The organism is uncultured Campylobacter sp., assembly GCF_938030685.1.
In the GTDB taxonomy this organism is placed as follows: Bacteria; Campylobacterota; Campylobacteria; order Campylobacterales; family Campylobacteraceae; genus Campylobacter_B.
In genome coordinates this window covers 1-12,636 of record NZ_CALHHX010000230.1, presented here as the reverse complement: position 1 = coordinate 12,636, position 12,636 = coordinate 1, and the positions used below count along the sequence as shown (strand labels likewise).

11 protein-coding genes are annotated in these 12,636 nt (G+C 49.6%); all 11 read left to right on the top strand.

What is annotated here, in order from left to right:
- The first annotated feature begins 466 nt into the window (after window positions 1–466).
- Window positions 467–2,317 (top strand): ATP-dependent DNA helicase RecG, encoded by a 1,851-nt coding sequence (recG, locus tag Q0369_RS11125; protein ID WP_298099981.1) that lies wholly within the window; start codon window positions 467–469, stop codon window positions 2,315–2,317.
- Window positions 2,318–2,530: 213 nt separating this feature from the next.
- Complete coding sequence (locus tag Q0369_RS11120) at window positions 2,531–3,013, top strand: hypothetical protein (protein WP_298099978.1); 483 nt, start codon at window positions 2,531–2,533, stop codon at window positions 3,011–3,013.
- Between the two features lie 514 nt (window positions 3,014–3,527).
- A complete protein-coding gene (gene hisS, locus Q0369_RS11115) occupies window positions 3,528–4,769 on the top strand; it encodes a histidine--tRNA ligase (RefSeq protein ID WP_298099975.1) in 1,242 nt (413 codons plus the stop codon).
- Entirely contained in the window at window positions 4,766–6,604 is a 1,839-nt protein-coding gene (gene speA / locus Q0369_RS11110; RefSeq protein WP_298099972.1) for a biosynthetic arginine decarboxylase, read from the top strand. The genes hisS and speA overlap by 4 nt, the downstream gene beginning before the upstream one ends.
- Window positions 6,601–7,296, top strand: a complete 696-nt coding sequence (cysE, locus tag Q0369_RS11105; protein WP_298099969.1) for a serine O-acetyltransferase — start codon at window positions 6,601–6,603, stop codon at window positions 7,294–7,296. Before speA ends, cysE begins: the two co-directional genes overlap by 4 nt.
- 10 nt (window positions 7,297–7,306) lie before the next feature.
- Window positions 7,307–7,786, top strand: a complete 480-nt coding sequence (locus tag Q0369_RS11100) for a hypothetical protein (RefSeq protein WP_298099966.1) — start codon at window positions 7,307–7,309, stop codon at window positions 7,784–7,786.
- On the top strand, window positions 7,783–8,961 hold the full coding sequence (locus Q0369_RS11095) for a pyridoxal phosphate-dependent aminotransferase (protein ID WP_298099962.1): 1,179 nt from the start codon (window positions 7,783–7,785) through the stop codon (window positions 8,959–8,961). Before Q0369_RS11100 ends, Q0369_RS11095 begins: the two co-directional genes overlap by 4 nt.
- Before the next feature lie 656 nt (window positions 8,962–9,617).
- The gene (locus Q0369_RS11090; RefSeq protein ID WP_298099958.1) at window positions 9,618–9,767 is read left to right on the top strand and encodes a hypothetical protein; all 150 of its coding nucleotides are present in this window, start codon (window positions 9,618–9,620) and stop codon (window positions 9,765–9,767) included.
- Window positions 9,768–10,469: 702 nt separating this feature from the next.
- Entirely contained in the window at window positions 10,470–11,270 is an 801-nt protein-coding gene (locus tag Q0369_RS11085) for a c-type cytochrome (protein WP_298099955.1), read from the top strand.
- Window positions 11,204–11,458, top strand: coding sequence for a cytochrome C (locus Q0369_RS11080; protein ID WP_298099952.1), 255 nt, complete (start codon window positions 11,204–11,206; stop codon window positions 11,456–11,458). The genes Q0369_RS11085 and Q0369_RS11080 overlap by 67 nt, the downstream gene beginning before the upstream one ends.
- Window positions 11,459–12,247: 789 nt before the next feature.
- Window positions 12,248–12,636 (top strand): 4'-phosphopantetheinyl transferase superfamily protein (locus tag Q0369_RS11075; protein ID WP_298099947.1); only part of this gene is annotated, 389 nt, incomplete at its 3' end.

The following is a 12,636-nucleotide window of genomic DNA, read 5'->3' as shown; positions in this document are numbered from 1 at the left end:
CGAGCGCGACGACGTTTCAAACAGCGGCAGAATTCCAAGCGGCAGTGAAATTTTAAGAGGCGAAATTCCAAGCAGCGATAAAATTTTAAATGACGACGGAATTTCAGATAGCAGAGAAATTCCAAGCTCGCAAAGCTCGGTCGCCACTGAAATTTTAAACGGCAGATCGCAAAATGATGAGATTTTGGGCAATAAAATTTCAAACTATCCGCGAAGCGGCGGAGCTCTTGCCTGCGGGACAAGGTGCGGCGCGGCGAATGAAATTTTAAGCGGCAAGGAGCGCCAAGCGCGCGGAATAGAAATTTGTAATGACGAAAATTTTAGCGTCCAAAGCGGTGATAATTTTCTTACCGCATACGGCGCCGAAGCGCGCAAGAATGAAATTTCAAACGACCTCAAAGCCGACAATGACGCGGCGGCAAGCGGCGATAAAATTTCAAACGATCTAGGACTCGGTAACGCCAAAATGGCAGCACGGCCGGCAGACGCTCAAACTGCCACCGCCCAACCCATGCTAGAGCATGTCGCGACCGAGCAGTTCATAGCCGAGCAAGCCGCACAACAAAATTCAAGCACCCGAGACGTAGATATGCAACCCGCAGCAATCCAAACTTCAGACATTCGAACTGCAGATTTGCAACCCATAGCCGCCCAAACTCAAGAATCAAGTGGAAAACCTACGGCAATCCAAACTTCAAGCCAAGTAGCGAGCGCACAAGCCGCGACTACTCAAACTTTCAGTGCACAAGCTACGGGCGCGCAGCCTGCATGCGATCAAACCGAAAATCTTCAGACGGTAGTAGCTGTGCAGACCGCAGAGCCTACGATCACTCAGGCCGCAAGCGCCGCCGAGGCTGTTCAGGACGCGCTCGCCGCACCGATGAGCGCTTCGCGCGATTGTGCCGTGCAACCTACGCATTATCAAACTGAAACTATCCAGACCGCAGCCGCCCAAACTACAATCGCTCAAATTGCAAGCGACGCTGGAGCTGTCCATGCCGCCGAGGCCGTCAAGAGCGTGGCCGTCGCAGAAATGAGCGGAGCTGAAATTTTACGCACGCTGAAATTTGTAGAAATTCTAAACTACCTGCAAAAGCTAAGTACGAAAAAAACGAGTTTCCCGGCGCAAATTTACCCGCTGCACGACATTTCGGACTGGCTTGCTTTGCTTCCTTTTGAGCCTACGAGCGATCAGCTGAGCGCGATAAAGGACATCGCTAGCGATCTGCAAAGCCCTCTGGCGCGCCGCCGCGTCGTCATGGGCGACGTAGGCAGCGGCAAGACGCTCGTTATCCTCGCGAGCGCGGCGATGAACTACCCGCGCATCAGCTATCTAATGGCGCCTACGAGCATCTTGGCCGAGCAGATACACGCCGAGGCTCTCCGTCTGTTGCCGCCGCAGATTAAGGTCCTGCTCGTAAAAAGCGGCGATCGCGAGCCGAATTTCACGGGCGCGCACCTTATCATCGGCACTCACGCCCTACTCTACCACGAGCTCGCGCCGTCAAATCTCATAATGGTCGATGAGCAGCACCGCTTCGGCTCGAATCAGCGCGAAAAGATCGCGCACTTAACGGGAAACGGCGAGTTTCGCGCGCATTTCATTCAGTTTAGCGCCACGCCGATACCGCGCACGCTAAGCATGATCCAATCCGAGCTCGTGAGCTTTAGCTTTTTAAAACAGCTGCCGTTTGAAAAGCAGATCAAAACCAAAATTTTGCAAAATGACGGATTTGCGGGCTTTATGCAGGATCTGCGCCGTGAGCTCGCCGCGGGCAATCAAGCGATCATCGTCTATCCGCTCGTGCAGCAAAGCGAAAGCTCGGTCTATCAAAGCCTTGAGGAGGCGGCGCCGTTTTGGAAGGCTCAGTTTGCGGACGTGATGATTACTCACGGCAGCGACAAGGACAAGGAGGAGATCCTGCGCCGCTTCCGAGACGAGGGGCGACTGCTGATAACCACGACGATCGTCGAAGTGGGCATCTCGCTGCCGCGGCTTAGCATCATTTTAATCGTGGGTGCAGAGCGGATGGGGCTTGCATCACTTCATCAGTTACGCGGGCGCGTCGGGCGCAAGGGCCAGGCGGGGCGCTGCTACCTCTACACCAAGCTCAAATCCCCGCCGCAGCGCCTGCGCGAGTTCGCAGCGACGCTGGATGGATTTAAGGTCGCAAATATCGATCTGAAAAACCGCCAGGGAGGCGATCTGCTGGGCGGCTCGGTGCAGCACGGCGCGATGTTTGCGTGGTACGATTACGAAGAGGACGTAACGGCGGCGGCAAAGCAGCGACTGAAAGACATAGGACGAGGCGCGTGAAATTCTACGAGATGCGATAGAATTTAAACGTAATTTTAGCCGCGGCAAAATTTTACGAAGCGAATGCGATTATGAGGTAATGGGCGATCTGATATAAAATTTGAAATTTCACGGCGCAGATTGCATCGGATAAAATTTAGAGCTTTACCAAGCGTCGTTTGCTTTTAATTTCTAAAATTTATGCAACTTAAAGTCCAAAAAAAGGAGAGCAAAATGGCTTACGTGACCTACGACAAGGCAAAATGGCATTGGGGCGCGAAAAATGCGCCGACAGATATCCCGCAGGAAAACGGCGCGACGCACATCGCGTTTTTCTTCCGCTGGTGCATGGAGCGCAAGCTCTATTCCAAGGACTTTGCGGCGGATTTCGCGGGCGATATAGCGCGGATGGACGATAACTTTGATTATCGTCAGTATTTTTTTGGCGCCATGGACGGCGTGCTAGGCAGCGACGAGCTAAACACCGCGGGCAAGGCCTTTGCGAAGGCCTACTACACCACGGACCGCACGAAATTTGCCAAAACGCACGGCTGGTATTTGCAAGATTACGACGATTTCGTCGCGCGAAAATTCGGCGATAAAAACTTCGACAACGCCTATTTTTACATAGAAAACTCGCCGCAAAATTACGCCGAGATCAAAGAGATTATCGACCGCCGCTACGAGGAATTCTTGAGCTTCAAGGAGGCGAAGTAGAAATTTTACCGCCGAGCTTAGCCGGTTTAAAATAGACGCCTAAGCCGAAACGGTGCGCGACCTGCGCCGCGGTAAAATTTAAAATTTTACGCAATACGTTAAATTTTGCGTAGCGCTTTAAATTTACATAGCATGGCGCGAGCTGGTGCGACACATCGCAAATTAAATTTTAAAATCCAACCGCTTCGCAGTGCGGGATACACTAAACTCAGCGGCGCGCTGTTTTTGTAAGCCTGGCGCTGTATTTGCAAACTCTCGTCACGCAATATTAGAAGCCGCCCGCCGATCGTCGCGCCGTAAATTTTATAAACGCCGATCGTTTAAAATAATTCTCAAAGATCGCGCAATCCGCATTTTAAAAATAAATTTGAAATTTTAAAATCATCGCGGCGCGCGATGTAAATAAGCAGAACCGATGCGTTGCTGCGAGCGGCAGGGCTTAAAATTTAGGAAAATTTAACTATAATCGCCGCAAAAATTTGAAAATTTTAAAATTTCACAAAGGATTTTATCGATGATCAAGGCACTTCGCGGTATGAACGATATTTCAGGCGAGCAGGCGCGCATCTACTCGCAAATTTTAAGCGTGTGCGAGCGCGTGGCGCGCAATTACGGCTTTTGTCTCATCGAAACGCCCAAGCTCGAACAGACCGCGCTATTTCGCCGCAGCGTCGGCGAGAGCAGCGACATCGTCGGCAAGGAGATGTATGAGTTTAGCGACAAAAGTGGCGATAGCGTCTGCCTGCGTCCCGAGGGCACCGCGGGCGTCGTGCGCGCCTTTATCGAAAAAAAGCTCGATCGCAGCGGCGGCGTGCATAAATTTTATTATCAAGGCTCTATGTTTCGCTATGAGCGCCCGCAAAAGGGGCGTCTGCGCGAGTTTCATCAATTCGGCGTCGAGTGCTTCGGGCAAAATAGCGTTTATGAGGATGCGAGCGTGATCTTGATGCTAGCTCAAATTTTACGCGAGCTAAATGTCGCCGCAACGCTTAAAATCAACTCTTTAGGCGATGAGGAGTGCATGCCAGCGTATAAAACCAAGCTCGTAAATTTCTTGCAAGAGCGCAAAGATAGGCTCTGCGAGGACTGCCAAAGGCGTATCGACACCAATCCGATCCGCGTACTGGACTGCAAAAACGAAAGCTGCCAGAAAATTTTAGCCGCCGCGCCGCTTATAACGGAAAATTTAAACGACGCCTGCGCCGCGGAATTTGCACAGCTGCAAAGAATTTTAACCCAAAACGGGCAAAAATTTCAGATCGATCCGAAGCTCGTACGCGGGCTTGATTACTACTGCAAAACCGCCTTTGAGTTCGTCTCAAGCGAGCTTGGCGCGCAAAGCGCCGTAGGCGGCGGCGGGCGCTATGATAGACTCGTAGAGTTTTTAGGCGGCAGAAGGACGGCGGGCGTGGGCTTTGCGCTAGGTATCGAGCGAATAGCCGAAATTTTAAAAACGCGCGAAATCAGGCAAGTGCGCGAGGGGCTTTATATCGGCGCACTGGATGAGGCGTTCGTAAACACGGCGTTTTCGTTTGCGCTAAAGCTACGAAAGTTTTGTAAAACTCAAATTTCATATGAGCCCAAGGCGCTTGCGAAGCATTTAAAGGCGGCCGACGGGGCGGAGGCTAAATTTTGCCTTTGCATCGGGCAGGACGAGTTTGATCGCGCCGAGGTATGGTGTAAAAATTTAGAGGATCAAACCACCTTTGCGATTAAATTTAAAGAGGTCGAAGCATTTTTTAAGGATAGAGCATGAACGATTACGGACTAAATATTTGGGGGAATTCCAACTTCACGATAGACGGCGGCAAGCTATGCCTAAACTCCGATTTCAAGCAGCCTTTGGTGGATATCATAAAAGAGATCCGCGCAGACGGCGTGCGAGGCCCGATACTGCTGCGCTTCCCGCACCTCATCAAAAAGCAGATCGTTGAAATTTACTCAAATTTTAACCGAGCCATAAAGGAGTTCGATTACAAGGGAAAATTCCACGCCGTCTATCCTCTCAAGGTAAATCAATTCCCTGGCTTCGTTAAAAATTTAGTCGATATCGGCGAGCCTTACGGATACGGACTCGAAGCCGGCAGCAAGCCCGAGCTGCTGCTAGCGATGGCGTATAATAACTACGGCGCGCCGATTACCGTAAACGGTTTTAAAGATAAGGAGCTCATTAATATCGGCTTCATCGCCGCAGAGATGGGGCATAACGTAACGCTTACGATCGAGGGGTTAAACGAGCTTGAAACCATCATCGAAACGGCTAAGGAGCGATTCGCACCAAAGCCTTTCATCGGGCTTCGCATTAGGCTGCACAACTCCGGAAGCGGTATGTGGGCGAAAAGCGGCGGGATAAATTCCAAATTCGGCCTTACATCGACCGAGCTCATAGAAGCGATAAACTTACTCAAGAAAAACGACCTCATTGAGCAGTTTACGATGATCCACTTTCATATCGGCTCACAGATTACAGAGATCCATCCGCTCAAAAAGGCCCTCATCGAGGCGGGCAACATCTATACCGAGCTTCGCAAAATGGGCGCGAAAAATTTAAAATCCATAAATTTAGGCGGAGGGCTCGCTATCGAATACTCCCAAGCCAGAGAGAGCTCCAGCCGCAACTATACGCTAAAAGAATACGCCAACGACGTAGTCTTCCTGCTAAAATCGATCGCACAGGATAAAAAAGAGGCAGAGCCCGATATTTTTATCGAGAGCGGCAGATACGTAGCCGCCAGCCATGCGGTGCTCGTAGCGCCGATTTTGGAGCTTTTTACCCAAGAATACGCCGAAGAGAAGCTCGCCCTAAAAAAGGACAATCCGCCGGTAGTCGCCGAGCTATACGATCTGTATAAAACTCTAAAGCCGTCCAACGCGCTAGAGTATCTGCACGACGCTATGTCGCATATGGAGAGCGTGCTTACGCTATTTGATCTGGGCTACGTCGATCTGATCGACCGCTCAAACGGCGAAATTTTAGTTCATCTAATAATGCGAAAGGCGTATGGAATTTTAGGCAACAAGCAAGAATACAGCAATTTCTTAAACTCTCTAGGCAACGCCCAAGAGCGCTATTTGGTAAATTTTTCGATCTTTCAAAGCCTGCCCGATTTTTGGGGCATCAAGCAGCACTTCCCGATCATGCCGCTAGAGAGGCTGGACGAACGCGCCACGCTATCGGCGTCGATCTGGGACATTACCTGCGATAGCGACGGAGAGATCGGATTCGATAGAGAGATCAACCCGCTATTTTTACACGACGTGGACCCCGAAGAGGAGGAGTACTTTCTGGGCTTTTTCCTAGTGGGCGCGTATCAAGAGGTGCTAGGCATGAATCACAATCTTTTCGCTCATCCGAGCGAAGCGACCGTGATTTTACGCGATGACGGCGGCTTTGAGATCAAGGATTTCATCGAATCGCAATCGGTCATCGACATCTTAGAGGATATGGACTACGACGTAGTAGATATCCGCGAAAGCCTAAACGAGCGGATCGAAAAATCAGACCTCATAGACGCAAAAGAGAAAAAGCATATCCTGGGCGAGCTATATCTGTTTTTAAACGACAACAGCTATCTAAAGACGATCAAATGAGTTTTTGGCAAATTTTAAAACGGGACTTCACCGAGCCGATGCGCCAAGACCCCGCATGCAACAGCGTATTTGAGATATTTTTCTGCTATCCCGGCGTCTGGGCGCTGATAAATTACCGCTTCGCACACTTTTTCTACGAGCGAGGTTTTAAGCTTATAGCTCGTGCAATCAGCGGACTTACTCGCATAATCACCGCCGTAGATATAAACCCGGGCGCACGTATCGGCTCGGGCGTGTTTTTCGACCACGCCACGGGGCTTGTCATTGGAGAAACGGCGATCATCGGCGATAACTGTCTGATCTATCAGGGCGTCACTCTCGGCGGCGTGAGCTTAGAGCACGGCAAGCGCCATCCGACGCTGCAAAACGGCGTCGTAGTGGGCGCAGGAGCTAAAGTGCTAGGCAACATCACCATAGGCGAAAATTCCAAAATCGGCGCAAATTCCGTCGTCGTAAAGGACGTAGCGCCAAACTGCACCGCCGTGGGCGTGCCGGCTAGAATTTTAGGCGGCTGCGAGAGCGATCCTTTAGCGCATAATAAAATTCCCGATATCAGCCAGGAGCTTATCAAATATCTCATCAAGCGTATCGAAATTTTGGAAGAGTGCATTTGCAGCGGCAGAAAAGATATCTCCGCAATGGATGAGGATCTAAATAAATTCTACGAAGAGTATCTGAAATCATTAAAATAAGAGGGTTAAAGTGAAAAAAGCTCTATTTTTTATAATTTGTGCGATTTTATCAGCAAGCGGCAGCGATGCTAATAGCGCGAAAAATTCCGCGGACGACGCCAGAATAAGCCTAGTAAAAAGTCTATACATCAAGAATACCTATTTCGGCGATCACAAAAATGCCCTATCGGCTTCTTTTAAATCTGCACTTATGCAAGATGAAGCATCTGCTGGCGAAGGTGAGGTAGGCTGCTTGGACTATGATCCGGTGATTGCGGGTCAGGATGTTTGCGACGACGCGAAATATGATTTTGAGCTAGGGCAGCGCGATACCGTCGTAGTGACACAGACCTGCCCCTACGGCACGCAGACGATAATATACAAACTCGTCCGTAGCGGAGACGACTATAAAATCGACGATATCTACAACCAAAACCCGAGCGATAGCAGGGCTTTTAGCGTCAAAAATCAAATTTTAAATTGTCTAAACCAATCCAAGGAGCATCAATGAAATTAACACTTTCAAGTCGCGTAAGCAAGCTCGGTGAAAGCCTAACGATCGCAATCAGCACTAAAGCCAAACAGATGAAAGCTCAGGGGCAAGATGTCGTGATCCTAAGCGCGGGCGAGCCTGATTTCGATACTGCAGAAGTCGCTAAAAAGGCGGTTATCGAGGCGATGGCTAAGGGTTGCGGCAAATACACTCCAGTCCGCGGCACGCCCGAAATTTTAAATTTAATCGCTCAAAAGCTAAAGCGCGACAACGACCTAGATTACAGGCCAGATCAGATCATCACCAACGTCGGCGCCAAGCACTCGCTATTTAACGCCTTTAACTGCATCTTAAACGAAGGCGATGAGGTTATAATACCGGCGCCTTATTGGGTCACCTACCCCGAAATTGTAAAATTCTGTGGCAGCAAGCCCGTCATCGTAGACACCAAGGCGGAAAACCGATACAAAATCACCGCCTCACAGCTCAAAGCCGCGATCACCCCGCGCACGAAGGCGCTGTGCCTTTTCAACCCGAGCAACCCCGCAGGCGCCGTATATTCGCGCCAGGAGCTGCAAGAGCTTGCGGAAGTGCTAAAAGACACGGATATTTTAGTAATTGCCGATGAAATTTACGAAAAAATCGTCTTCGGCAAGAGCTTCATAGCCGCAGCAAGCATCAGTGAGGATATGTTTAGGCGCACCGTGACGATTAACGGGCTAAGCAAATGCGGCGCGATGCCCGGCTGGCGCTTCGGCTACACCGCCTGTGCTATCGATGAGCTAAATAAAGCGATGATCAGCCTGCAAAGCCAAAGCGTCAGCAACGTAGCAAGCATCGTCCAGGCAGGCGCTATGCCAGTGCTGCGCGGCGAGGCGGATGATTATATCGAGGAGATGAGGCGCGAATACGAGCGCAGGCGCGATTTTGGCACCGACACGATAAGCGCAATCCCAGGGCTTAGTGTCGTAAAACCAGATGGCGCATTTTATTTCTTCATAGATTGCTCCCAGGTAGAACCCGATAGTATGAAATTCTGCATGCAACTGCTAGATAAAGGGCTCGTAGCCACGGTGCCAGGAAGCGGATTTGGTATGGATGGGCACTTCCGCGTAAGCTTTGCGTGCTCCATGGAAAATCTAAAACGCGGCTTTGAGCGCATAGAAAAATTCGTAAAAAATTACCACAGATAGGCATGCTGGCGTAATTTTGATCTAAATTTGTCGTAGCTTAGCGGTGAAATTTTACATAAAATTTAATGCGGCTTAGCAGCAAATTTAGTGTGGCACGGCACAGCTCGGTGCGAGATTAAAGCAAACCCAGTGCGACGCAGCATGAAATTTAACTCAAATTCCGCCCATCACAGCACGATACGGCCCGGCTTAGCTCAGATAGCGCGGTAGTTCAGTGCGGTTAAAATTAACGTTTTTATCCGAGGCGTTAAGTTCATTCCATGCTGTTTTATCCAAGAGTATTTAAATTTCGCCGTTTAATTCAAAATTATAACTATCGTGAGCTTGGCGATAAAGGCTAATTTGCTCTTGCTCTACTTAAGAACGATTAAGTTTCGCGCCGTTTTATTTAAAAGCATTAAAATTTCATACTTACCGATGCTACTTCGATTTCCCCAATTCCTTTACGTTTTACTCAAGAGCTTTAGATTTTCATATCGCCGCATTACGGAGCCTGCTGCGCGAAATTTTATCTAGGCGGCGATAATTCTAGCGCGGATACGGTCCTGCGCGGCGCGCAGGCAGATCCGACTGCTAAAGCCCAAATCCGCTTAAATTTAAAATTCCAAGCCCGCTCGGGTTAAATTTCAAACCTAGCGCCCGTTTAAGGCGCGTGCATGGCGAGCATAAATACGCGCGCCGCCCAAACGGCGCATAGACGAGACGATCCGCCTCGCCCTATCGCGCCGGCAGACCTAGATAATTTCAAATGCAGCGGCGATCCTGCTGCGATGCACCGTGACACGCTTTTACAAATCTCGCGCTGAAATACCAATTTGCGACTTGTATTTCGGCGGCATGCCGCGACACGTTTTTGCGAACGGCTCGTTTGTGGCGGAGTAGCAGAGGCGGCACGGATCAAATATACCGCGGTCGCGAATGAGCGAAATTGCCCGCCTAAATTTTATCCGTTCGTTTCCCGCGAGCGCTTGCATGCGCGGGCTTAATCGCGCTTTGATATTTTGATATACGTCGCAGCATCCGCGACACAAAAAAATACAGAGGCGCACAAATGAAGCGATCCGTGCGCGCGATAAAAAATACATAGGCGCAGCAAGCGTGCCGAGCGGTGCGGACGAAAAGAGCGACGGGAGTGAGGCAATCTTTTAAATTTTACTCTCGCAAGCCTTAAAAAAATCCGTTGCGTCACGGCTCGACTTCTTTTTCTGCGTAGCTCGCCGCACTGCCAAAATTTATCGCATGACGAAATCAAGTAGTCTAATCGCGCAGGTTCTGCCAAAATCACCCGCTCAAATTTTAAAAATCTCGCCATTTACTTTAAATTTTATCGCTAGGCCGCGCAAAATTCGCGTCAAATTTCATCGTCGCGCTAAGTTAAAATTTCGGCTTCTTTAAAATTTTCCTCTATGCAAACCCTGCAATAGCTTCTTTTTTAAAATTTTAACGCACATTTAACTAAAAAATTCAATAATTTCAAATGTATATTTTACTTTTTTAAAGGAGAACTTATGAGAAAAACCGCCCTTGTTTTAGCGCTTCCGCTCTTTTTTACGCCCGTTTTAGGCTTTGATGTAGCCAAACTCAACGCCAAAAAAGCCGTGCCGTACGAGCAAAAGACGCAGGAGTTTAGGCTGCCCGTAGGCATCGACGAAAACGGCGTCATAGACGAGGCGAAGCTCGGCGACTCGCCTTATGCAAAGACCGTCATCTACGGCGCGAAGCTCATCAACGAGACGACGAGGTATCTCGGACCGCAAGCAAAGGACGAAAAAATGCGCTTTGCCGGCAACAACCTCTCCTGTTCGAGCTGCCATACAAGCGGCGGCGTAGTGCCCGATCAAAGCCCGTTCGTGGGTATCTACGCGAGATTTCCGCAGTATGTCGCGAGATCGGATCAGCTAGTCACGCTGCAAGACCGCATAAACGGCTGTTTTCAGCGCTCGATGGCGGGCAGAGCGATACCTACAAACTCCAAAGAGATGCGCGCGATGATCGCCTACATGCACTGGCTCTCCGCAGAATATGAGGTCGGCGCAAAGCTAAAAGGTCAGGGACTGCCGAAAGCGCAGTTTTTAGACCGCGCGGCGGATCCTAAAAAAGGACGCGAAATTTACGCCGCAAAATGCGCCGCCTGCCACGGCGAAAACGGCGAAGGGGTAAAAAACGAGGGGTTTGCTCAAAGCGGCGATTACTACACATTCCCCGCGCTTTGGGGCGATGACAGCTACAATACGGGGCCGGTATGTATAGGCTCATCGAAGGAGCGAGGTATGTCAAAGCCACCATGCCTAAAGGAGACGCCTCGCTAAGCTGGGAGGAAGCTTTCGACGTGACGGCGTATATAAACTCAAAACCGCGCAAGATCAAACCCGATAGGAAGAAAGATTTCCCAGACCTAGACGTCAAGCAGATGGATATGGACGTGGGGCCATACAACGACGGATTTGACGAGAACGATCACCGCTTCGGCCCATACAAACGCATGATCAAAAAATAAAATCAAACGCCGTCCTTGCGGTGGCGGAATTTTAACATAAATTTAATGCGGCTCGGAATTTAACGCAAATTTAGTGCGACGCGACACAGAATTTAATGCAAATAGTGTGATGTGACACTGATCTTAAAGCATTCTGCTCGGCGCAGCGCAGAACGGCTCGGGATTTAATGCGGTTGCGCTAGCTAAGCACGATTGAATTTCGTGCCGCTTTAATTAAATTTCGAGCTGCCGTATTCAGGAGCGCTTAAATTTTATGCCGTTTATTCAAATGCGGCTAATTTTGTGCTGTCATACTGCGATGTCTGCTGCGCCACGCACTGCTCGTAGTTTTAAATTTTGCTTCGGAATTTTAAAGCTCATCGCACGACGCATCTGGATTTCGTCGCAAAAGCTCCGGCGCAAACGCCGCATGCGATAGAAATTTTATCGCGGATTTTTAAAATTCCGCGCCGATGTTTTTAAAACCTGCGCTGTTTGCATCTTGATACAGCCACGCTAAAATTTAACCAAATAGGCAATCGCGCGAGATGCGACGGACAGACTGCCGCAATGAACGAAACCTTATGCCGCAAAGCAGAATATGTCGACCCAAAAAGCGCGCGGCACAGATTGCAAACGAGCTAAATTTTAAAATTTTACCGTGCCCGAGGCCTTAGCGCAAACGCGATAAATTTTATGTTTTAGTGCGCCTTTGAACTCAATCGCATCAAATAAATTTTAAACGAAATTTCAACGCCGCCGCGCTATTTTATATTTTTATAAAGACTATTTTAGTAAAATCGGGGCTTTATGAGCGAGATAAAAATTTTAATCACCGACGAGGATCTGCGCGCTCCGCGGCGGCTTTTGAGCAGGCGCGATAAGAAGCTGGCGCGCGCGCGAGGCCATCTACGCGAGTTTCGCGTTTCGCGAGCGCTTAAGGCGCGCTTTAAAAAGCGCGGCAGATTTTGCATCTCGCACAAAAGCGCGGAGGGCAAAACGATCGTTGCCGTGGGTTTTGCGAGGCAAAAGTTCGGGCTCGATCTTGAAATTTTAAAACCGCGGAATTTTGCCGCGGCGAGCGAGTTTTGTTTCAACGACTTTGAACGCGAACTTTTGGCGGTGGCGGACGAGAGCGAAAAAGCGCTCGTTTTTTATAAAATTTACACGATCAAAGAGGCGCTGATTAAGGCGCGAAG